Below are 22015 nucleotides of genomic sequence, written 5' to 3'. Positions count from 1 at the left end.
AGAAGGAAGCTGCAACCTGCGATCCCTAACACCGTTTGCGTTGCACACTGTAGTGCGCAACGCACGCTTTACCGGGTCTTGAGGCGTCGTTAGCCTGAGAAACATGAACTTCACTTCGCTAATACAAGCTGTGGCAGAGGCACCGTTAGACGCCTTGTCGGGCTTCGACCGGTCTGCCGCGCTCGCTGCGGGCTTGTCCCCCGCGCGCGTTGGCGAATGGCAACTCGTCCACAGTGCGTACTTCGGGCCCACGCGCTCGACTCAAGCGGCCCGTGATCAACGTGACGCCGCTTCGGCGGCCCGCGAGGCTGCAATTAGCCTTGACATGCTCGCCGTGATTGAACGCAGCATCAGCCATCTGGAGTCGGACGCGCAGCGCGGGGAGTTCAGGGGGCGGTTGCTTAAAGCGTCGACAAGCGTGACGACGTGCCAAGCGCTGCGCAGCCTCGCCAAAAGCATCGTCCCAGCCAGAAAGCCGAGCCCGAACAAGTCCGTCCGCGTCAGCACGTCGTGCAACGGACTACGCACCGCGGTCATCACCGCATGCGAGCACGTCATGGCCGACCTCGAAGCCGCGCTGAGAGCAGATATCGACGCCGATCACCCCGCCGGGCCCCAGATGGCCGCCGCCTTCGAGGAGCTCATGCGCAGCGGTGCGGGTGTTCCTCACGCAGCGCCCCGACCGTTGATTCTCGTGCCAGCCCCTGAGCTGTCACGCATCATCGCAGGTGAAGGGGATGAGGTCGTGCTTGGGCTGACCGACGGCACCACGATCACCGGCGCCGATTTCCTGGCCTCCTACTTCGCCAACGGCGTGCACGGCCTCGAAGTCGCGTTGTTCCACCCTACGGAGGGTCCAGTCAACCTCTACCGCAGCCGTCGTTTCGCCAGCCCGAAGCAACGCACGTTGGCCAAGGCGACGCAACCGATCTGCGCGAGCCCGGACTGCCGCATGCCGGCTGAGCACTGCGAGGTCCACCATGTTGACCCGTGGAAGAACGGCGGGCCGACCAACATGGACAACCTCACCGTTTTGTGCAGCTACCACAATCGCATGAACGACGATGACGAGCACATTTACAAACGCGGCCGCATCGCCATCAATAACGGGCGCCCCACCTGGGTCTCCCCGACCGGTCACCCGCGGGCGAACAAACGCCACCCGTACGGTGCGATGACGACGCTCTTCGGCGACTCGCCAACGCCGAAAGCGCGAGCCGGCCAGGCGATGGCTAGTTAAACACCATTCCGTATGACCCGGACCGCGCGGCGGCCACCGTGCAATTCGGCGCGCCCAAAAATAGCTGAAATAGTGAAAGGCGCGGGCTTCGACGTTGTTCGTCGATGAGCTCGCGCCATAGAGCGTGGGTTCTTACTGGCCCTCTTCGTGCTCCAGCAAGCCTGCTTCGATCTCGCGGAGAGCGATGGACAGCGGCTTCTCACCCTGCTGCGGGGTGACCAGCGGGCCGATGAATTCGAACACGCCCTCGTCCTGCTCCTGGTAGTAGCTGTTGATCTGGCGGGCGCGCTTAGCGGCAAAGATCACCAGGGCGTACTTGGAGGAGACCTTGGTCAGCAGTTCGTCGATAGGCGGGGCGGTGATGCCTTCGGGCGCGTCGTATACGTGCTCGTTGACATCTGCGTTAGCTAGGTCGTTGGTCATGCTCACACCTATTCGTTGTTCGGACGGCGGACGCTCAAGAGAATATCATTGATCTCTTGGACCGCGTCATCCAGGTCGTTGTTGATAATGACGTCGTCGAACTCGTCTTGGGCGGCGAGCTCGGCGCGGGCCGTTTCAAGTCGACGCGCAATGACGTCATCGGACTCGGTGGCGCGGCCGGTAAGACGCTCCACAAGCACCTCCCAGGACGGGGGCGCCAGGAAGACGGTCACTGCCTCAGGCATGATCGCCTTGATGTTGCGGGCACCTTCCAGGTCGACTTCGACGAGAACCGGCCGGCCAGCTGCCAGCGCCTCGCGCACGGGCTGCGCCGGAGTGCCGGAACGTTGCAGGCCGCCGTGAATCTCAGCCCACTCGAGCATCTCGCCGGAGTCGATGCGGTTCTGGAATGCCTCCCGAGTGACAAAGAAGTAGTCCTTGCCGTCCACTTCCCCAGGCCGCGGGTCGCGGGTGGTCATGGAGACGGAGAAGTACAGGTCCTCGACAGCCTCGCGCAGCCGCCGCACGATGGTTGACTTACCAACGGCGGAAGGGCCAGCCAAAACTACCAGCCGGCCCTTCCCGTTCACGTTTGTCACGGATTGTGCCTTAAGCGTCGAAGCCGAAGCGCTCGAGCAGAGCGCGGCGCTGACGGTCACCGAGGCCGCGCAGACGGCGGGTCTGGGCGATCTCGAGCTCCTCCATGATCTCGCGAGCCTTGACCTTGCCCACCTTCGGCATTGCCTCGAGGAGTGCGGAGACCTTGGTCTTGCCGATGATCTCGTCGGACTCAGCCTTGTCCAGGACTTGCTTGAGGTCGGTGTCGCCGCGCTTGAGGGATGCCTTGAGCTCGGCGCGCTGCTTGCGTGCCTCGGCAGCCTTAGCGAGTGCTTCCTGGCGCTGTTCCGGGGTCAGTTCGGGAAGGGCCACTGGGTTCCTCCATGTCTATTGGGGTCTGTTGGGTCTGGTGAAAACGGACCAGGGATGATCCTGTCCAACGCCGACGCATCGAATTACATCGCTGCAATCCGCCGACTTCGGGCAAGTGTATCACTGGGAATTTTCTGACGCGATCGACACGACTGCATTTTGCCATGTCAGCGCATGTGGCCGCGTCAACGCCTATAACCTACCAGCAGTTTTAGTTGAGCTGTTAACTAGGGTCACCACTACGCGCGTCCCACCAGCGCTTTCGCACGTTTTCGCAGTTCAGAAGTATCGGGTCCGGCGCTGAGAACCGAGCGGGAAACGTTGGGAAAGGCCAGGTTATCGCCGGCGATGCGGGTGACGTCGTCAAGCGTTGCGCCCTGCGCGCCGACGCCGGGCATGAGCACGGGAGCATTGAGTCCGTCAAGCACGGGAGGCTTTGCGACGGTCGCACCCACCACCACCCCGACGTGCCCGATGCGCATACCGCGGTTGTAGTCGGCGCACTCATCGACCATGGTCTGCGCGAGCGTCGTGCCGGTGCCGGACAGCGTTTGCGACTGCAGAGCTTCGGCTTCCGGATTCGAGTTCGCCGCCATGATGAACACGCCCCGGCCTTCACGCCCCGCCATCTCAATCGCTGGTTCGAGCGATCCGACGCCGAGGTACGGGGTGAGCGTTACCGCGTCGGCCCGCAGCGGCGAGCGGTCGTCGAGCCAGGCGTAGGCGTAACCTTCCATCGTCGAGCCAATGTCGCCGCGTTTCGCGTCGGCGCAGCTCAAGCTCTCGCTTTCGCGGATCTGCTCCAACGTCTCCTCCAGCACCGCGAACCCCGCCGCGCCGAAGTGCTCGAAAAAGGCGACTTGCGGCTTGATCAACGCGACGTGGCCGACGAAGGCGTCCACGCACCGGCGGGAGAACTCTCGCAGGCCGTCGACGTCGCAGCTCAAGCCCCAGTCACGCAGGAGCGACTCGTGCGGGTCGATGCCGACGCAGAGCCGACCGAAGTCGTCGCCTGCGGCGGCGAGCCGCTCACCAAAAGGCGCACGCACCACTACTTCGCCTCCGTAGTTGCGGGGGTGTGCTCGAGTTCTTGCAGGCTGGTCACGGTGATCTCGTTGGCGCGCAGAGCTTCGATGCCCTGGACCGCAGCGACGATGCCCTGCACGTTTGTCATCAGCGGCACGTTGCTGGTGACAGCAGCCGCGCGAATCTCGTAGCCGTCTTGGCGGGCGCTGCCGGAGCCGGCAGGGGTGTTGAGGATCATGTCGATCTCACCGTCGTAAATCCGGTCGACGATCGACTTGCCGTCGGCACCGTCACGCACCTCGGAGGCCTTCAGCGCGGTCTCGCAGTCAATCCCGTTGCGGCGCAGCATCTGGGCGGTACCGCCGGTGGCCACGATCCGGAAGCCCATCGTGAACAGGCGCTGGATGGGGAAGATCACCGCACGCTTGTCGCGGTTGGCCACCGACACAAACACTGTGCCCTCCTTCGGCAGCGCGCCGAAAGCAGCCGCCTCGGCCTTGGCGTAGGCCACACCGAAGCTGGGTGCCAGGCCCATGACCTCACCGGTGGACTTCATCTCCGGGCCAAGGGTGGTGTCCATGACCTTGCCCTCTGGGCTGCGGAATCGGGTGAACGGCAAGACTGCTTCCTTGACTGCGATCGGGTGCTCGAGTGGCAAGGACCCGCCGTCGTAGGTGCGGGGAAGCAGACCTTCGTCGATAAGCTCAGCGATGGTGGAGCCCATCATGATGCGCGAGGCAGCCTTCGCCATGTGCACGCCGGTCGCCTTGGAGACGAACGGGACCGTGCGCGACGCACGCGGGTTGGCCTCAATCACGTAGAGAATGTCGTCCTTCAGAGCGAACTGCACATTCATCAGACCCTTGACACCGATGCCTTCGGCGAGTGCGACGGCGGAGCGGCGGACCTTCTCAATGTCCTCCGGGCCGATCGTCATCGGCGGCAGCGCGCAGGCGGAGTCGCCGGAGTGAATGCCGGCTTCCTCAATGTGCTCCATGACGCCGCCGAGGTAAATGTCGGTGCCGTCGGACAGTACGTCGACGTCGATCTCGATCGCGCCCTCCAGGAAGCGGTCCACCAGCACCGGGTGATCCGGGGTCAGCTCAGTGGCACGGTTGATGTAGTCCTCCAGGCTGGCCTCGTCGTACACGATTTCCATGCCGCGGCCGCCGAGCACGTAGGACGGGCGAACCAGCACCGGGTAACCGATCGACCTAGCCACCGTACGCGCCTCCTCGAAGGAGGTCGCGGTGCCGAAGGCCGGGGCGGGCAGCTTGCCGGCCTCGAGCACCTTGCCGAATTCTCCACGGTCTTCGGCCAGGTTGATGGCTTCGGGGGTAGTGCCCACGACCGGGACGCCAGCGTCGGCAAGCTTCTGGGCGAGGCCGAGCGGGGTCTGGCCACCGAGCTGAACAATCATGCCAGCGACAGTGCCGCTTTCCTGCTCCGCGCGGTAGATCTCCATGACGTCTTCGAAGGTCAGCGGTTCGAAGTAGAGGCGGTCGGCGGTGTCATAGTCCGTGGACACGGTCTCCGGGTTGCAATTGACCATGACCGTCTCGTAGCCGACGCGCGAGAGCTCAAGTGCGGCGTGAACGCAGGAATAGTCGAACTCAATGCCCTGACCAATGCGGTTCGGGCCGGAGCCCAGGATGATCACCTTCTCGCGGGAACTGTCGCCAGCGCTCGCGCCAGAAGACGAGACTTCGGACTCAGCGTTCGGGTCATACTCGTAAGCGGAGTACAGGTACGGCGTCTGGGCCTCGAACTCGCCGGCGCAGGTGTCGACAGTCTTGTACACCGGACGAATGCCCAGCGACCAGCGCAGGGAGCGCACGCCGTCTTCGCCGGCCAGCTCGGGACGCAGGGCTGCGATCTGGGCATCAGATAGCCCATAGACCTTGGCTTCGCGCAGCAGCTCGGCATCGAGCACGGGGGCGTCGATGAGCGTCTGGCGGAAGTCGACGAGCGCCTTGAGCTCGGCGAGGAACCACGGGTCGATGCTGGACGCTTCGTTAACCTGGTCGATGGAGGCGCCAAGCCGCAGCGCGAGTTCTGCGTCATAAAGGCGCTTATCGGTGGGCACGCGCAGGTCATCGAGCACCGCAGCGAGGTCGTTTTCGCGGCCTTCGGCGAAGTAAGCATCCGGGCGCGTCCAGAAACCGTTCGGTTTGTCCTCCATGGAGCGCATGACTTTGTTCAGGCCCTGGATGTAGTTGCGGCCGATGCCCATGGCCTCGCCGACTGCCTTCATGGAGGTGCCTAGCGTGTCGTCGGCGCCGGGGAATTTCTCGAAGGCGAAACGCGGCATCTTCACGATCACGTAGTCGAGCGCCGGCTCGAACGCGGCCGGGGTGACGCCGGTGATGTCATTGGTGATCTCGTCGAGCGTGTAGCCGATGGCGAGCTTGGAGGCGATCTTCGCAATCGGGAAACCGGTCGCCTTCGACGCCAATGCCGAGGAACGGGACACGCGCGGGTTCATTTCGATGGTGATGATGCGACCGTCGACCGGGTTGACCGCGAACTGGATGTTGCAGCCGCCGGTATCCACGCCGACTTCGCGGATGATCGCGATGCCTTGGTCGCGCATCGTCTGGTACTCGCGGTCGGTCAAGGTCAACGCGGGAGCGACGGTGACAGAGTCGCCGGTGTGCACGCCGAGCGCGTCGACGTTCTCGATCGACGCGATGACCACAACGTTGTCATCGCCGTCGCGCATGAGCTCCAGCTCGAATTCTTTCCAGCCAAGGATGGACTCCTCGATCAAGACGTTCGCTTCCGGGGATGCTTCCAACCCGTCGCCGGCGATGCGCTCGAGGTCCTCCATGGTGAACGCCAGGCCAGAGCCGAGGCCGCCCATGGTGAACGACGGGCGGACGACGACGGGTAGACCCAGCTCAGCGACAGTGTCGCGGACCTCGTCCATGTTGAAGCAGACACGGGAGCGGGCGGACTCGCCGCCGATCTTCTCCACGATGTCCTTGAACATCTGGCGGTCTTCGCCGCGTTCGATCGCATCGATGTTGGCACCGATGAGCTCCACGCCGTGCTTGTCCAGGATGCCCTGGCGGTCCAGTTGAATCGCGGCGTTGAGCGCCGTTTGTCCACCGAGAGTCGCGAGAATCGCGTCGACGGGGTTGCCCTGCTCCGCCTCACGGGCGAGGATCATGTCGATGTACTCCGGCGTGATCGGCTCGACGTAGGTGTGGTCGGCGAACTCCGGGTCGGTCATGATCGTCGCCGGGTTGGAGTTGATCAGGGTGACGCGCAGGCCTTCTTCTTTGAGCACGCGGCAAGCCTGGGTGCCGGAGTAGTCGAATTCGCAGGCTTGGCCGATGACGATCGGACCGGAGCCGATGACCAGGACGTGGTTGATGTCTTCGCGTTTCATTTAAGCATCCTTCCCATTGGCCGAGTGGTTCTCCATCAGGCCGATGAACTGGTCAAAAAGCGGGTTTGCGTCGTGCGGCCCGGCTGCGGACTCGGGGTGGTACTGCACGGAGTAGGCCATGCCGGTTTCCAGGGCGACACCTTCGACGACATCGTCGTTCAAGCAGGTGTGGGTGACCACGGCAGGGCCGAAGTCAGTGTCGAAGGTGCGGCTGTCCTTGACATCGTCTGCTGTGAATCCGTCCGGCATCTGCAAGGCAAAGCCGTGGTTCTGCGAGGTGATGTCGATCTTGCCGGTGACGTGGTTTTTCACCGGGATGTTCACACCCCGGTGGCCGAATTTGAGCTTGTAGGTCTCCAGTCCCAGCGCGCGGCCGAGGATCTGGTTGCCGAAGCAGATGCCGAACAGTGGAATGCCTTTCTCGATGACGCCGCGCGTGACGTCGACCATCGTGTCGGCAGTTGCCGGGTCGCCCGGGCCGTTGGAAATGAACACGCCGTCGGGGTTGTGGCCAAGTACCTCGTCGACCGGCGTGTTGGCCGGCACGACTACAGTCTCGATCCCGCGCTGCGCGAAATGCCGCGGCGTGGCGGTCTTAATTCCCATGTCATAGGCGACAACTGTGAAGCGCTTCTCCCCCTCCGCTGGGATGACATAGGTCCCGTCGGTGGAAACTTCGCCGGCGAGGTCGGCGCCTTCCATCGATGGTTGCTCGTTCACGCGCGCGACAAGCTTATCGACGGACTCACCTGCCTCCTCACCAACGAAGATCCCAGCAGCAATCGAGCCGTAGTTGCGCAGGTGGCGCACCAGTGTGCGGGTATCCACACCGTAGATGCCGGGGATGTTCTGGGACTTCATCTCGTCGTCGAGGCTGCGTTGCGCGCGCCAGTTGCTCACGGTGCGCGACAGGTCACGGATGACCAAGCCGGCGACCCAGATCCGGTTGTCGTGGGATTCGTTGTCCTCGTCGTTCCAGCCGGTGTTGCCGATCTGCGGGGCCGCTGCCACGACAATCTGGCGGTGGTAGGACGGGTCGGTCATGGTCTCTTGGTAGCCGGTCATGGCCGTGGTGAACACGGCTTCGCCGAAGACCGGGTTTGCGGCGTCGCTGGCACCGAAGGCGAAACCGGGGAAGGTCTTTCCGTCGGCAAGGACCAGCACGGCCGGGATGCGGGTGGTGCTCATGGTAGTGCTCCTTTTGTCTCTTGAGTGCTGGTTAGCGCTGGAATGTCGGGCGACCGCGGAGGATGGTGGCGCTCACGCAGGCGTTGAAGTTCATGTTCTCGTACGGGGTGTTGTTCGCCTTGGAGGCCATGTCCGCGCCGTGCGCGGTCCATCCGGCGTCCGGGTCGACGAGCGTCAAGTTCGCCGGCTCCCCCACCGCGATGGGGCGGCCCTGGTCGGATAGGCCGAGAATTTCGGCGGGCCGCTCGCTCATGACGCGCGCCACAAAGCGCCAGTCAGCCAGGCCCGACTCGACAAATACTTGCGCCACAATGCTTAACGACGTCTCCAGCCCGAGCATCCCCGGCTTCGCGTGCTCGAATTCCACGCATTTGTCTTCGGAGCCGTGGGGGGCGTGGTCGGTGGCGATGACGTCGATGGTGCCGTCGAGAAGCGCGTCGCGCAGCGCGATGGTGTCGCGGTCTTCGCGCAGCGGCGGATTGACGCGGAAGAGGCCGTCGTAGGTTTCCAGCTTGGCGTCGGTGAGCAGCAGGTGGTGCGGTGTGACCTCGGCGGTGGCCTCGATCCCCTGCTCTTTGGCCCAGCGCAGCAGCGCCACGGTGCCCTCGGTGGAGGCGTGGCAGATGTGGTAGCGGCCGCCGTAGTCGCGGGTCATGATGAGATCGCGTGCGACAATGGACTCTTCGGCCACACGCGGCCAACCGCGCAGGCCGAGGCGGGCGGCGTTGGCGCCTTCGTGTGCACTGGCGCCCTCGGTCATCCGGTGGTCCTCAGCGTGCTGTGCCAGCACGACGTCGTGAGCCTTGGCGTACTCGATCGCGCGGCGCATTAGTTGCGGGTCGTTGACGCAGCGGCCGTCGTCAGAAAACATGCGGACGTGGTTGCGAGCGAGCAACCCGATCTCGGTGAGCTGTTTGCCCTCCAGGCCCTGCGTGATGGAGCCAACCGGGTAGACATCGCACTTACCGTAGGCTTGGCCCTTCTCCCATACCGCTTCGGCGAGGAAAGGCTGGTCAATGACCGGCTGAGTGTTCGCCATGGTGAACACGGCGGTGAAACCGCCCTTGGCGGCGGCATCGGAGCCGGTAGCGATGGTCTCGGTGTCCTCGCGGCCGGGCTCACGCAGGTGCACGTGCATATCGACGAGCCCCGGCAGCAGCACGTGGCCATCAGCGTCGATCGTGTCGGCGGCGTCAAAGCGGGAATCCCCCATCTCCGCGATGACACCGTCGCGGATGAGGATGTTGGTCGTGTCCTCGCCGTAAGGGCGGACGTTGTTGATCGCAAGCGTGGTCATCTAGATCTCCTCTCCGCTCGCCAGCAAGGTGAATAGGACCGCCATGCGGGTGTACACGCCGTTGGTCACCTGGTTCAGAACCACCGCGTTGGGGCGGTCGGCGACGGCGAAGTTGATCTCCATGCCGCGCAGCATCGGGCCGGGGTGCATGATCAGCGCGTCGCTGCCCAGTTTGTCAGCGCGAGCCTCCGACAACCCGTATAAAGTTGCGTATTCGCGGTGGGACGGGAAGAACCCGCCGAGCATGCGCTCCGCCTGAACGCGCAGCATCATCACCACATCGGGCGCGACCCCGTCAGCACCGCCCTCCAACTCGGCATCGAAGTCGTAGCACACCTTGCACGGCCAGGTCTCCACACCGGCCGGCATGAGTGGCGGCGGGGCGACCAGCACAACCGTCGCGCCAAGCGCCGACAGCAAGTCCACGTTCGACCGCACCACGCGCGAGTGCAGGCAGTCGCCGACGATGAGGACTTTCTTGCCCTCTAGGTCGCCGATGTGTTGGCGCATCGTCACAGCGTCGAGAAGCGCCTGGGTGGGGTGCTGGTGTTGGCCGTCACCGGCGTTGATGATGCTCGCATCCGGCACCCACTGGCGCAGCAGATTAGGCGCGCCGGAGGCCGGGTGCCGCATGATGATCGCATCCGCGCCGACCGCCTCGATGGTCAGGGCGGTGTCCTTGAGTGACTCGCCCTTTTTCACCGACGAGCTAGAGGCAGAGACGTTGATGACATCGGCGCTCATCCATTTGCCCGCTGTCTCAAAAGACGAGCGTGTGCGCGTGGAGTTCTCGTAGAACAGCGTGAACACCGTCCGCCCGCGCAGCGTCGGCAACTTCTTCATCTCGCGGCCGTCGAGGGCTTCGCGGAACCGGTCCGCCTCATCCATCAGGCCGATGATTTCTTCGCGGGACAAGTCCGCGATGCTGATCAGGTGCTTCATCATTCACCGTCCTTGATCAAGGTGACGCCGTCGGAGTCGTCGATCGGCGTGAGGGTGACTTCGACATCCTCACTGCGCGAGGTGGGAATGTTCTTGCCCACGTAATCCGCGCGGATCGGCAGCTCGCGGTGTCCGCGGTCAACAAGCACCGCCAGCTGAATGACCTGCGGTCGCCCGATATCCGCAATGGCATCGAGGGCGGCGCGGATGGTGCGGCCGGAGTACAAGACATCGTCGATAAGCACCACGATCGCGTCGTTGATGTCGACCGGAATGTCGGTGGGCAACAGCGCGCGGTGCGGACGTGCCCGCAGATCGTCGCGGTACAGCGTGACATCTAAACTGCCAACCGGGACGGTGACCCCGGCGAACTCTGCGATCGCCGCGGAGATGCGCTTTGCCAGCGGCACTCCCCCCGACGGAATCCCCAGCAAAACAACCGACGGTGCGTCGGGTGCATCAAGCGCTGTTTTCTCGATGATTTGATGCGCGATGCGTGCAATCGTGCGCGACACGTCGTTGGCGTCAAGCAACTGTGTGGCACTCATCGAACCTCCTTCCCCGCCTCTCTGTGCGGAATTTAAAGGATGCGTTTCTGTGTGCGTGTCTAAGCTGGAAACCAGCTTTTGAACGACACCCGCAAGATTATCACTCAAACGCGTAAAGCAGGTTCCCAATGTCGATCACCACCACCCACCTCGTGCCCGCGCCGCTTGAGCGCGTCTGGGAGTGGCACACCCGCCCGGGCGCCGTGCAGCGCCTGACCCCGCCTTTTCTGCCGATGAGCGTTGTCTCCGGCGCTGAATCGCTGCGCGACGGCACCACTGTGCTCAAGCTGCCTGCCGGCCAGAAATGGATCGCGCAACACGTTGCCGAGGAATACATCGAGGGCTCCCAGTTCGTCGACGTGGCAGAGAACACCCCCGTCAAACAGGCGACCCAATGGAAGCACACCCACATCTTCGAGCAGGCAGACAGCGGCACCCGCATCACCGACACCGTGGACACGCGCGTGCCGGAGGCCATGCTCAAGGCGGCCTTCGCCTACCGCCAACGCCAGCTCGTCGAAGACCTCGCGTTCCAAGACCGGCTCGAGCAGATTGCCGATGTCGCTCCGAAGACGATCGCGATGACCGGCTCGCGCGGGCTCGTCGGTTCCGCCTTGAGTGCGCAGCTGACGACCGCCGGCCACACCGTCGTCCAGCTTGTGCGCGGCGACGCAGAGGAGGGCCAGCGCCACTGGGACATGGAGAACCCTGACGCATCGCTTTTCAGCGGCATCGATGCCGTCATCCACCTCGCCGGCGAGTCCATCATGGGCCGGTTCACCGACACCCATAAGTCGAAGATTTATTCCTCGCGCATCGGCCCGACGCGCAAGCTGGCCCAAGCTGCAGCGGACGCCGGGGTGGAGACGTTCGTATCCGCCTCAGCCGTCGGCTTCTACGGCACCAACGCCGGCGACCGCGTCCACACCGAAGCTGACGGCCAGGGAGACGGCTTCCTCGCCGAGGTCGTTGCTGAGTGGGAAGGTGCCACCGACTACGCCCGCGACGCCGGGGTGCGCACCGTGAACATTCGCACCGGGCTCGTCCTGTCCGGTGAAGGCGGACTGCTGCCGGTGCTGCGCTTCTCCGCGTCGACTGCCCTGTCGGCGCGCTTCGGCGACGGCGACTTCTGGATGTCGTGGGTTGCCATCGACGACCTGACGGACATCTACATCCGCGCGCTTTTCGACGATCAGCTCTCCGGCCCCGTCAACGCCACCGCCCCGAACCCGGTGACGAACGCCGAGATGTCGAAGGCGCTGACCTTGACACTCAACCGCCCCGAGCTGATGGGCATCCCCTCGCTCGGCCCAAAGGTGCTCCTGGGTGAAGAAGGCGCCCGCGAGCTCGCGCTGGCCGACCAGCGCGTTGAGCCGGCAAAATTGAATGAGCTCGGCCACCACTTCCGCTACCCCACCCTGCAGGAAGCACTCGACCACGAACTCGGCAAGGAGGAACTGCTGTGACACGACCAACTAATGGTGAAGACGGAGACGTCGATACGCCCCGCGATGTCACGGTGAACGACATTGCGGCTGTGCTCGACGCTGAAAACCTCGAGTACCGCATCGAAGAAGCTGACGCTGGCCCCGGCGAACCAACCCGTACGGTGCTGCGTACTGGCTTCGTCAACGCCGCGATGGTGTTCGCCTTCGACGACGGCCGGCTGGTGTTCGAGTCCGTGTGGCGCGGCGAGTTCACCCCGATGGATGCCTCGTCGCTGCTCTTCGCTGTGAACGAGTACAACCAGACGCGTTTCGCGCCGACGCTGCGTTTCTTCCAGAGCGAGGAGAACACACTGGTCATTACCGGCATCCGCTCGCTGGAGGTCTCCCAGGGGCTTTCCGACAACCAGCTCGGGTCCTTCGTGGTCACCTCGATCGACGCGACGTTGCAGGCCTTCGACTTCTTGGCTGAATCATTCCCGACCGCTGTGACATGGGAGGAGTAACCGTGAGCGACAACAACGTTTCGACTGTCACTATTGACCGTATTGTGGACGCCGCTGCTCAAGCGGGCATCGGTGTAGAGGCAGACTCCACCGGCCGCGTTGCCCAGGGGCTGCACGAGGACCTGCAAATCATGATCGTGCTGCTGGACTCCGTCTTCATCGCCCGGGCTGACTCCGCCACCGATACCCCCGCCGACACGCCGGAAGCGACGCTGTACCTGGCTGCCAACGAGGTCAATTCGACGTTGGTGGGCGCGCGTGCGATTGTCGGCAACCGCTCCGAGAATCTCATCGTGCGCACCGAGTCCGAAGTGCATTGCGCAGCGGGCATGAACGATCCGCAACTGCGCGCAACTGTCACAGACGCGGTAGACAAGGTGGTCAGCGCGCACAACGCGATGGTTGTCCTCTCCGAGCAGATCGAGGCAGCGCAGGCCGAAGTAGAGCAAGCCGAAACCGAGCGCAGCAGCGGAGATTCTGAACTCGAGCAGTAGCACTGAGCGGCGGTCATGTACGCTGAACCTGATCGCGGGAGGAGTGCAGCATGTCGAATCAGTGGAACCAGCCACCCCACGACGGCCGTAATGGCGGATTAGCGTTCGTGATTGGCTTCGGTGTGCTCTTCGCGACCGTTGATGAGTCGACACCGACCTCCACCTCCACGTCCGTGACCACCACGCGCAGTTTTTAGCGCTGTAGCCCCCCTGAAGACACATGGCGCTGCACGATCTTGACTTCTTCGAGGTCATAGGAGCTTTCTATGCGCTTGACGCCGACAGCGCGATGGACGAGCTGTCCGCGTGTCCACCCAGTTGCTGGACGGGGCTCGCTTACGAGTGGAAGAGCGACAACGCCTCCGAGTATCATCAGTTCATTCAGTACGTCGTCGACGTACTCCCCTCGCACGCGCCGATGGGCTGGGTGTTTTCTCTCGTCGAAGAATATCTGCACCCGATCGTGCACTTGCCGGACGCCGTGGACAACGCCGCGGAGACGCTCGTCCGGTTCTGGAACGCTCACCCGGAGTGCCGGACCGCTGACAATGAGCGTGAACTGCGCGACTATCTCCGGCTGCTCCATGACCACCCGGATTCCGAGCGCGTTTCTGACATCGCCAGGCACATCACGCCCCGGTGACGCGGTCTTTAAGACTCTTCGAGGCGCGTCAGTTCGGTCTCGACATCGAAGTCCGGTTCCGGCCAGGACAAGTCGAGCTCGCGCAATGCGCGTGCCAGCAGAGTTTTGACCACGGTGCGGCAGTAATCTTTGTCGTCGGACGGGATGCAGTACCACGGGGCAACGTCGGTGGAGGTACGCGTCATCGCGATCTCGTAGGCCTTCTGGTACTCGTCCCACAGCCGACGGTCGTCGATGTCGCCGGGGTTGTACTTCCAGTGCTTGTCCTCGCGCTCGAGACGCTTGCGCAGGTTCTCCTTCTGGAAGTCCTTGGAGATGTGCGGCATGACCTTGATGATCTTGGTGCCGTTCGCAGCGGCTTCGTTCTCAAAGTCGACGATTGCCTCGTAGCGCCGTTCGATCTCCTCCGGCGGGGCCATGTTCTTCACGCGCTGAACCAAGACGTCTTCGTAGTGGGAACGATCGAAGACAGACACCACGCCCGGCTCCGGCAGGTGTGGGCGGATGCGCCACAAGAAATCGTGCTTGCGCTCTTCTTCCGTCGGCTTACCGAAGGCCTTGATGTGCACACCCTGCGGGTCCATCACGTCGCCGACGACGTTGCGGACAATGCCGCCCTTACCGGACGTGTCCATGCCCTGGAGGACGAGCAAGACCGAGCCGGCGTTCTCGTTGCCGGCGCGGCCGTTGGCGTAGAGGCACTCCTGCAGTTCGGCGATTTCTTCGTCGAAGTCGGAGTAGGCGCCGTCGACATTGCCGTCGGAAAGCCCCGGCGTGGATGCCGGATCGACGGAGGCAATCTCGAAGTCAGGCCCAACGCGGAGGGACTCTGCCTCCTCAATCGTTACTTTGGCCATCGGTGGGCTGCTGCTCCTTCGATGTCTCGGCGGGGGTGGAAGGCTCTTCCACCTCGGAGGGCACAGCTGGCTCGACAGCATTGGCGTCGATAAGCGACGTCCCAGCCAGGTCGGTGTTTTCCGTGACCGCTGCGGCCTCGGCGGTGTCGGTGAACTGGCCGAACTCGTCTGTTGCTTGAGCGATCTCGGGCGCATTCGACGCGTGTGCCTGAATGATGTCGTCGAGCACGGCGTGGATGTACGGTGATGCGTTATCGCCGGCGTACTCGGTGGACATTTCCATGGCGTTAGCAATGGAAATCGGCGGCTCGACCTCGTCGTTGTAGAGAATCTCCCAGGTAGCCACGCGCAGGATGGCGCGGTCGACGGCGGGGATCCGGTTGAGCTCCCAGTTGTCGGACAGGAAGCGCTCGATCGCGTTGTCGATCTCGTCCAAGGCGGCGGCCGCACCCGCGATGATCTCGCGGGTGTAGTCAGCCACAGGCGCGACGGCGTTCGTGGGATCGCCGGCCAGAGCGGCGCGGTCCTCCACGATCGCCACTGGGTCGACGTCGCGGGTCTCTGCCTCGAAGAGGATGTCTACAGCGCGGCGGCGCGCACGGTAACGGGCGCCGTGACGTTTGTAGTCAGGCATCTTAGTTGTTCACGCGGGAGAGGTACTCGCCAGTGCGGGTGTCCACTTTGACCACGTTGCCGGTCTCCAGGAACAGCGGAACCTGGATCTCAGCGCCGGTCTCCAGCGTGGCCGGCTTGGTGCCACCGGTGGAGCGGTCGCCCTGCAGGCCCGGGTCGGTGTGCTGGATGCCCAGGTCGACAGAGATCGGCAGCTCGGCGAACAGTGCCTCACCCTCGTGGAAGGAGACCTGCACACGCATGTTCTCCAGCAGGAAGCGGGCGGCGTCGCCGAACTTGTCCTCGGGCAGCTCGTACTGCTCGTAGGTCTTGTCGTCCATGACCACGTAGTTCTGGCCGTCGTTGTACAGGTAGGTCATGTCGCGGCGGTCCACAGTCGCGGTCTCCACCTTGACGCCGGCGTTCCAGGTCTTGTCCACGGTCTTGCCCGTGACCACATCTTTGAGCTTCGTGCGCACGAATGCGGGGCCCTTGCCCGGCTTGACGTGCTGGAACTCGATGATCTGCTGGAGCTTGCCATCAACGTTGAGGACAAGGCCGTTCTTGAAGTCGGCGGTAGTTGCCACGTGAAATCCTCCTTGTGGGGGCCGTCAAAACATGCCCATGCTACACGAACAAGGCTAGATACTAAATGACTGTGAGTTCCTTGGGGAACTCGGTAATGATCCGCGGCGCGCCAGAGGTGATCACCACGGTGTCTTCGATGCGCACGCCACCCTTGTCGGGCACGTAGATGCCCGGTTCGACGGTGAGCGTCATGTTCTCCTCAAGCGTGCCCACACCCTTGGCACGCGCGTACGGTGCCTCGTGGACGTCCAGGCCAATGCCGTGGCCGGTGGAATGCACGAAGTGCTCGCCGTATCCGGCATCAGCGATGATGTCGCGGCAGTGCTTATCGACGTCAGCCAGTCCCCTCCCCGGTGTCGCCGCCTTCACCCCGGCTAACTGCGCATCGAGGACAACCCCGTAGATCTCCGCGGCGAAGTCGGTCGCGTGGCCGATGCAGAACGTGCGCGTCATATCCGAGTTGAATCCGCGGTAGTGCGCACCGAAATCGATGGTGACCAGATCACCGTCCTCAAGCACCCGGTCGCCGGCGCTGTAGTGCGGCAGGGCAGAGTTCGGGCCGGAGGCGACGATGGTGTCGAAGCTAGGTCGTTCTGCCCCGCCGAGGCGCATCCGGTATTCGAGGTCGGCAGCAATCTCGCGTTCGGTGCGGCCGGCGCGGAGCTCGCCAGCATCGATAAGCGCGGTCAGCGCGCCCACCGCAATGTCGGCGGCCTCCGTCAAACGTCGGATCTCAAAGCCGTCTTTGATCAGGCGAATGTCCTCGACGACTCCAGTGACCGGGACGAGTGTCACGCCCTCCGGGCAGACCTTCTGCAGGCGGTTCAACCCGTCGACGGTCATGTGCGCGGCATCGAAGCCCACGCGCCAGCCGTCAGCCACACCGGCGATCAGAGTTTCCGCCGGCGTGGAGACAATCTCTGCCTCAATGTCCGGAACTTCGGCCGCGATCTGCATGGTGTAACGGCCGTCGGTGGCGATCTTGGCGGAGAGGTCCTTGTTCACCAGCAGCGCACCGTTGGAGCCGGAGAAACCGGAGAAGTACCGCACGTTGACCGGGTGGGTCAACAAAAACGAGTCAATACGCTGACCTGCCAGTTCCGCCGAGAGTTTGCGGCGGCGGGTCAGGAAACGGGAATCGGCGAAACCCATCATGCCCTCCTCAAGAAGTATTCCAACGCCAGCTCATAACCGTCAGCCCCCAGGCCAGCGATGACGCCAGTCGCGATTGGCGAGAGGAAGGAATGCTGCCTAAACGGCTCGCGCGCGTGCACATTGGATAGGTGCACTTCGATGAAGCCGGGCCCGTTCTGCAGTTCCACTAGCGCGTCACGCAGAGCCACGGACGTGTGGGTGTACCCGCCCGGGTTGATGATGACGGGCCAGTCGTTGTCGGCGGCGTTATGAATCGCGTCGATAAGCACGCCCTCGTGATTCGACTGCCGGAAGTAAATCTCGGCACGATCGCCCGCGCGCGTTTTCAATCGCTCCTCGATATCGGCGAGCGTCATGGAGCCGTAAATCTCAGGCTGCCGTTGGCCAAGACGGTTGAGATTGGGGCCGTTGAGCACGAGTACCTTCATGCCAACTCACTATAGGCTGCGCGCAGCTCCTCCATGGTCGCATCTTCTAGGCGCGTCGTGGCACCAATACCTTCGAGCACGACGAAGCAGATGCGGCCGTCGCGGTTCTTCTTGTCGTGCGTCATGCCTTCATGTAGTTCCTCGAAGGCATCCTGATCGTACGTGGTGGGCAAACCGACCGATGCGCAGATCCTGCGGTGGCGGTCAACGACATCCTGGTCGATGAGCCCACGGTTGCGCGCCAGCACCGCAACGAAAATCATGCCGACAGCGACAGCGTTGCCGTGGCGCCAGCGGTAATCTTCGCGCTTTTCCACGGCGTGGCCCAGCGTGTGGCCGTAATTCAGGATCTCCCGCAGGTGGGATTCCTTGAGGTCTTCGCTGACAACGCGGGCCTTGACGGCGACGGAACGCTCGATCAGCTCGGCGATGCGGTCCTTCGGAACGTCACCCTCCGGGCTCTGCGCCGCTTCTTCATAGATGTCCAGGATGACCGGGTCGGCGATGAAACCGGTCTTGATGATCTCGGCGGAGCCGGCGACGAACTCCTCATGCGCGAGGGTCTCCAGGCGGTCTAGGTCGATGTACACGGAGTCCGGCTCGTGGAACGCGCCGACTAAGTTCTTACCAGCGTCGGTGTTAATACCGGTCTTGCCGCCGACGGCAGCGTCGACCATGGCCAGCAGCGTCGTAGGCACCTGAATGACCTTGATGCCGCGCATCCACGCCGCGGCGACAAAGCCGGCAAGGTCCGTTGTCGCCCCGCCACCAAGGCCGATGACAATGTCCTGGCGCGAGAAGTTCTGCGCGCCGAGCGTGTCCCACAGCTCCCCTGCGACGCGCAGGGTCTTGCCGTCTTCCGCATCCGGGATCGGTGCGAGTGTGACGTTCAGGCCTGCGGCCTCGATGAGGGTGCGCAGCTGTTCCGCTGTATCCGCCAGCGGCGTTTGATGCACGATCATCGCCTGTCGTGCGCCAGTCTCCTGCGCACGCTGGGCGATCTGCTCGTTCAACCCACGGCCAATGTGGACCTGGTACGGGTTGGGGCCGGTGACGTCGATGACAGCCATGGGAGGTGCTCCTAGCGGGGGGTTGTTAGCGCGATTCGATGAGCGCGAGGATCTCGGCCACGAGACGCTGCGGCGGGCGCGAGTCGGTGCGCACGCGGTGCATAGCTACCTCGCGGTAGTATGGTTCGCGGGCTTCTAATAGAGCGCGGTAATGCGCCTCGGGGTCGTCTGCTTTGAGGACCGGGCGGGAGTCGTTACCGGCCGTGCGCCGCACGCCCTCCTCCACAGACACGTCGATCCACACCACATTGTGGGCTGCAAGCAACCTGCGAGTGGACTCTGTGAGCACGGCACCGCCGCCCAAGCTGACCACGCCGCCCGAGGCGAGAGAGCGCGCGACGTACTCGGCTTCCACTTCACGGAAGCGCTCCTCCCCCAGGTCTGAGAACACCTCGCCGGTGGGCTTGCCTTCGCCTTTGGCAATGAGCTCATCAGAATCCACCAGCGGCAGATTCATAGCGCGCGCCAGACGCCGGCCAATTGTCGACTTGCCTGCTCCGGGCGGGCCGACCAGGACCACGCGCGGAGAGGCATGCACCACGGGCTCATCCATCGTGCTCATGTCCGCCGGATCGGATGAGGCGTTGCTCATCGGCATGTTTCCGGGCGTGGGTGTGCCAGCGGTGGCGGGGAACTTTGCCGGGCGCTGGGAATCAGCGGTCGGATCAGTCATTGTTGTTCTCACCGTCCCCGAAGGCGAGACGTTCCGAGACGTACTGCTTGTAGGCCTCGACATTGCGCTTGGTTTCTTCGACACTGTCACCGCCGAACTTCTCCAGCGTGGCGCGGGCGAGCACGAGCGCGACCATCGCTTCTGCGACAACGCCCGCAGCGGGCACCGCGCACACATCAGAACGCTGGTGGATCGCAGTGGCTTCATCGCCGGAGACCATGTCGAGCGTCTTCAGTGCGCGCGGCACCGTGGAGATCGGCTTCATTGCGGCGCGCACGCGCAGCGCCTCGCCATTGGTCATGCCGCCTTCTAGGCCGCCGGCACGGTTCGTCGTGCGGTGCACGCCCTGCACGTCGCGCACCATCTCGTCGTGCGCTTCCGAGCCGCGGCGGCGGGCTTCCTCAAAACCGTCTCCGACCTCGACGCCCTTGATCGCCTGAATGCTCATCAGCGCTGCTGCGAGCTGCGCGTCTAGGCGAGTATCGCCAGAGACGTGCGAGCCCAGGCCGATCGGGAGGCCGTCGACGATGACCTCGACGATGCCGCCAAGAGTGTCGCCGTCCTTCTTCGCGGCTTCAATCTGCGCGATCATGGACTCCTCGGCAGCCTCACCCGCGGCGCGGACGGGGGAAGCGTCGATCCGCTCCAGGTCGTCGAAGTTGGGCAGCGGGCCGTCGTACGGCTGCGACTGGCCAATGGAGATGACGTGCGAGAAAACCTCGACGCCAAGCACCTCCCGCAAGAACGAGCGCGCGATCGCGGCTGCTGCCACGCGCGAGGCTGTTTCGCGTGCCGACGAGCGCTCCAACACCGGCCGAACCGCGTCGAAACCATATTTGACCATGCCGGAGAAGTCCGCGTGGCCCGGGCGCGGGCGGGTCAGCGCCGCGCCCCGGCCGGAGTTCATAGCTTTCTGCACCTCGGGATCTTCCATGTCGAGTGCTTCGGCCGACATGATCGTCGTCCACTTTGGCCACTCGGTGTTACCGATCATGACGGCGATCGGGCTGCCAATCGTCTTGCCGTGAATAATGCCGGTGAGAAGGGTCAGTTCATCCTGCTCGAATTTCATGCGTGCGCCGCGGCCGTATCCGAGCCTCCGGCGGGCCAGCTGGTAACCGATCTCTTCTTTTGAGACGGGCACCCCGGCCGGCATATTCTCGATCATCGCGATCAGAGCCTGACCGTGGGATTCACCTGCAGTAGTCCAACGAAGCATGGAGGCATTGTCTCATAAAGACCAACTGTTCGTGCATGCAAGCCCCACTATCCACGCGGCCGCCAGCATGGCCGGCCCGTGCGCTGTGTCGGGCAGACGCTTGATCAGCAAGAACACGATGGTCAGCGCACTTGCCAGCAGCATGGCGGCGAGCACGGCGAGCGCACCTCCCACCCCGGCCAGGGCGACCCCCAGCGGCACCGCGAGCTTGATGTCTCCGCCGCCGATGCCTGCATCAGTGCTTCGGTCAGAGCTGCCGCGTACAGCAAGGAGAAGGTACAGCGCCGGCCACACAAGCCCCCACACCCCTTGCGGATAGAACACGCAGAAGATCAAGGCCAGCGCGGCTGCTGGAAGGGTGAGAAAGTCTGGGAGGCGGCGCTGTGAGACGTCGTAAAGCACGAGCGCAATTGACCAGACCCCCGCAACAATTCCCCCCGCCACCATGAATCTAACCGCCGAGACGTTTGACCCCGGTTGGTGAGATCCACCCGACGTGGCGCATGAGCGCTTCGTGCATGTCCGCGCGCGGGGCGGGGATGCCGGTGAACTGCTCGAACTGCGAATAGGACTGGCAGGCGAGCATCGTCAGTCCACCGACGGTGAGGTGGCCGTTCGACGCCGCCTCCGTGGCTAGCGGTGTGGGCCACGGGTCGTAGATAACGTCGAGTACCGGTGCGTGGCCGAGCTCTTTGACCCACGGTTCGATCACGTGAGCCGGAACCGTAGACACAATCAGGTCTGCGCTGAGCGCAATCGGCTCGAGGTCGCGCTCAAAGTCCAGGAACTCCGCCTCCGCGCTGGCACCGGTCTCCCGCAGCAGCGGCAGCAATTCTTCGCTGCGGTTTGTGCGGTTGAGCACGGTGAGCTTATCGACGCCGCGGTGCGCCAACGCCCACAACGCCGGCCGCGCGGTCCCGCCACCCCCGATGACAATGGCGTGTCCGATGCGCGCCTGCCCGATGAGCTGGTCGAGCGCTCCGTCGATGCCCTCACAGTCAGTGTTGTCGGCGCGCCAGCGACCGTCGTCTAGGCGGACGAGCGTGTTCGCGGAACCGATCGCCCGCGCGCGCTCCGTCGCCTCGTCGGCGAACTCGAGTGCGGCGAACTTGCCCGGCATGGTCACGGAGAATCCGCGGTAGGAACTGTCTGCTCCGCCGACAATGCCTGGCAGTTGCTCGGCGGTGCACTCAATGCGTTCGTAAGACCAGCCCGTGAGTTCCGCAGCGTCGTATCCTGCGCCGTGAAGCACCGGCGAGAGCGAATGCTCAATCGGGCTGCCCAAAACGGCGGCCTTGCTCGTAGCCTCGCTTCCGCCAGTGATCGCAGTGCTCATG

Annotated in this window: 24 protein-coding genes and 1 pseudogene; 6 read left to right on the top strand and 19 right to left on the bottom strand. The window is 63.8% G+C overall.

Annotation, left to right across the window (positions count from 1 at the left end):
* The first annotated feature begins 103 nt into the window (after positions 1-103).
* Positions 104-1240 carry an HNH endonuclease signature motif containing protein gene (locus HMPREF0291_RS07715; protein ID WP_005290016.1) on the top strand — a complete coding sequence of 379 codons (1137 nt, stop codon included), beginning with the start codon at positions 104-106 and terminating at the stop codon, positions 1238-1240.
* 132 nt (positions 1241-1372) lie between these two features.
* Here the strand turns inward: HMPREF0291_RS07715 and rpoZ are convergent, their stop codons facing one another.
* The 9 genes from rpoZ to pyrR all read right to left on the bottom strand — a co-directional run bounded on the left by rpoZ (position 1373) and on the right by pyrR (position 10988).
* Positions 1373-1663 (bottom strand): DNA-directed RNA polymerase subunit omega, encoded by a 291-nt coding sequence (gene rpoZ, locus HMPREF0291_RS07710; protein ID WP_005290014.1) that lies wholly within the window; start codon positions 1661-1663, stop codon positions 1373-1375.
* 8 nt (positions 1664-1671) lie between these two features.
* Complete coding sequence (gene gmk / locus HMPREF0291_RS07705) at positions 1672-2262, bottom strand: guanylate kinase (RefSeq protein WP_040423680.1); 591 nt, start codon at positions 2260-2262, stop codon at positions 1672-1674.
* 10 nt (positions 2263-2272) lie between these two features.
* Positions 2273-2593 (bottom strand): integration host factor, actinobacterial type, encoded by a 321-nt coding sequence (gene mihF / locus HMPREF0291_RS07700; protein WP_005290010.1) that lies wholly within the window; start codon positions 2591-2593, stop codon positions 2273-2275.
* Between the two features lie 239 nt (positions 2594-2832).
* Positions 2833-3645, bottom strand: coding sequence for an orotidine-5'-phosphate decarboxylase (gene pyrF, locus HMPREF0291_RS07695; RefSeq protein ID WP_005290008.1), 813 nt, complete (start codon positions 3643-3645; stop codon positions 2833-2835).
* Positions 3645-7013, bottom strand: coding sequence for a carbamoyl-phosphate synthase large subunit (carB, locus tag HMPREF0291_RS07690; RefSeq protein ID WP_005290006.1), 3369 nt, complete (start codon positions 7011-7013; stop codon positions 3645-3647). The genes pyrF and carB overlap by 1 nt, the downstream gene beginning before the upstream one ends.
* On the bottom strand, positions 7014-8201 hold the full coding sequence (gene carA / locus HMPREF0291_RS07685) for a glutamine-hydrolyzing carbamoyl-phosphate synthase small subunit (protein WP_005290004.1): 1188 nt from the start codon (positions 8199-8201) through the stop codon (positions 7014-7016). It lies immediately after the preceding gene.
* Positions 8202-8232: 31 nt separating this feature from the next.
* On the bottom strand, positions 8233-9498 hold the full coding sequence (locus HMPREF0291_RS07680; protein ID WP_005290003.1) for a dihydroorotase: 1266 nt from the start codon (positions 9496-9498) through the stop codon (positions 8233-8235).
* Positions 9499-10440 carry an aspartate carbamoyltransferase catalytic subunit gene (locus tag HMPREF0291_RS07675; protein WP_040424427.1) on the bottom strand — a complete coding sequence of 314 codons (942 nt, stop codon included), beginning with the start codon at positions 10438-10440 and terminating at the stop codon, positions 9499-9501.
* A complete protein-coding gene (gene pyrR / locus HMPREF0291_RS07670) occupies positions 10440-10988 on the bottom strand; it encodes a bifunctional pyr operon transcriptional regulator/uracil phosphoribosyltransferase PyrR (protein ID WP_005289999.1) in 549 nt (182 codons plus the stop codon). The genes HMPREF0291_RS07675 and pyrR overlap by 1 nt, the downstream gene beginning before the upstream one ends.
* A 128-nt stretch (positions 10989-11116) precedes the next feature.
* On the opposite strand from pyrR, the gene HMPREF0291_RS07665 reads away from it, so the two are divergent.
* From HMPREF0291_RS07665 to HMPREF0291_RS07650, 5 genes are read left to right on the top strand one after another with little or no spacing between them, the layout of a single operon-like run.
* Positions 11117-12454 (top strand): TIGR01777 family oxidoreductase, encoded by a 1338-nt coding sequence (locus HMPREF0291_RS07665; RefSeq protein ID WP_005289997.1) that lies wholly within the window; start codon positions 11117-11119, stop codon positions 12452-12454.
* Complete coding sequence (locus HMPREF0291_RS07660) at positions 12451-12939, top strand: YbjN domain-containing protein (RefSeq protein WP_005289995.1); 489 nt, start codon at positions 12451-12453, stop codon at positions 12937-12939. Before HMPREF0291_RS07665 ends, HMPREF0291_RS07660 begins: the two co-directional genes overlap by 4 nt.
* Before the next feature lie 2 nt (positions 12940-12941).
* On the top strand, positions 12942-13433 hold the full coding sequence (locus HMPREF0291_RS07655) for a hypothetical protein (protein WP_050748810.1): 492 nt from the start codon (positions 12942-12944) through the stop codon (positions 13431-13433).
* Positions 13434-13483: 50 nt separating this feature from the next.
* Entirely contained in the window at positions 13484-13630 is a 147-nt protein-coding gene (locus tag HMPREF0291_RS11815; RefSeq protein ID WP_005289991.1) for a hypothetical protein, read from the top strand.
* 23 nt (positions 13631-13653) lie between these two features.
* Positions 13654-14076 (top strand): hypothetical protein, encoded by a 423-nt coding sequence (locus HMPREF0291_RS07650; RefSeq protein WP_005289989.1) that lies wholly within the window; start codon positions 13654-13656, stop codon positions 14074-14076.
* 8 nt (positions 14077-14084) lie between these two features.
* On the opposite strand, the gene HMPREF0291_RS07645 is transcribed toward HMPREF0291_RS07650, so the two are convergent.
* The 10 genes and pseudogenes from HMPREF0291_RS07645 to HMPREF0291_RS07600 form a co-directional block, all read right to left on the bottom strand.
* Positions 14085-14933, bottom strand: a complete 849-nt coding sequence (locus tag HMPREF0291_RS07645) for a PPK2 family polyphosphate kinase (RefSeq protein ID WP_005289987.1) — start codon at positions 14931-14933, stop codon at positions 14085-14087.
* Positions 14934-15051: 118 nt separating this feature from the next.
* Positions 15052-15567: pseudogene (nusB, locus tag HMPREF0291_RS07640) on the bottom strand (transcription antitermination factor NusB); the annotation flags it as partial.
* Position 15568: 1 nt separating this feature from the next.
* Positions 15569-16132, bottom strand: coding sequence for an elongation factor P (gene efp, locus HMPREF0291_RS07635; RefSeq protein ID WP_005289983.1), 564 nt, complete (start codon positions 16130-16132; stop codon positions 15569-15571).
* A 61-nt stretch (positions 16133-16193) separates the two neighbouring features.
* Positions 16194-17285 carry a M24 family metallopeptidase gene (locus tag HMPREF0291_RS07630; RefSeq protein WP_040423677.1) on the bottom strand — a complete coding sequence of 364 codons (1092 nt, stop codon included), beginning with the start codon at positions 17283-17285 and terminating at the stop codon, positions 16194-16196.
* Positions 17285-17716, bottom strand: a complete 432-nt coding sequence (aroQ, locus tag HMPREF0291_RS07625) for a type II 3-dehydroquinate dehydratase (protein WP_005289979.1) — start codon at positions 17714-17716, stop codon at positions 17285-17287. Before aroQ ends, HMPREF0291_RS07630 begins: the two co-directional genes overlap by 1 nt.
* Positions 17713-18786, bottom strand: coding sequence for a 3-dehydroquinate synthase (gene aroB / locus HMPREF0291_RS07620; RefSeq protein ID WP_005289976.1), 1074 nt, complete (start codon positions 18784-18786; stop codon positions 17713-17715). Before aroB ends, aroQ begins: the two co-directional genes overlap by 4 nt.
* A gap of 25 nt (positions 18787-18811) precedes the next feature.
* A complete protein-coding gene (locus HMPREF0291_RS07615) occupies positions 18812-19348 on the bottom strand; it encodes a shikimate kinase (RefSeq protein ID WP_050748878.1) in 537 nt (178 codons plus the stop codon).
* 103 nt (positions 19349-19451) lie between these two features.
* Positions 19452-20678, bottom strand: coding sequence for a chorismate synthase (gene aroC / locus HMPREF0291_RS07610; protein ID WP_005289973.1), 1227 nt, complete (start codon positions 20676-20678; stop codon positions 19452-19454).
* Positions 20679-20690: 12 nt separating this feature from the next.
* The gene (locus HMPREF0291_RS07605; RefSeq protein ID WP_005289971.1) at positions 20691-21125 is read right to left on the bottom strand and encodes a prepilin peptidase; all 435 of its coding nucleotides are present in this window, start codon (positions 21123-21125) and stop codon (positions 20691-20693) included.
* 4 nt (positions 21126-21129) lie between these two features.
* Positions 21130-22014, bottom strand: coding sequence for a shikimate dehydrogenase (locus tag HMPREF0291_RS07600; RefSeq protein ID WP_005289969.1), 885 nt, complete (start codon positions 22012-22014; stop codon positions 21130-21132).
* Between the last annotated feature and the right edge of the window lies 1 nt (position 22015).

Source organism: Corynebacterium genitalium ATCC 33030, assembly GCF_000143825.1.
In the GTDB taxonomy this organism is placed as follows: domain Bacteria; phylum Actinomycetota; class Actinomycetes; order Mycobacteriales; family Mycobacteriaceae; genus Corynebacterium; species Corynebacterium genitalium.
This window is presented reverse-complemented; position numbering and strand designations above follow the sequence as displayed.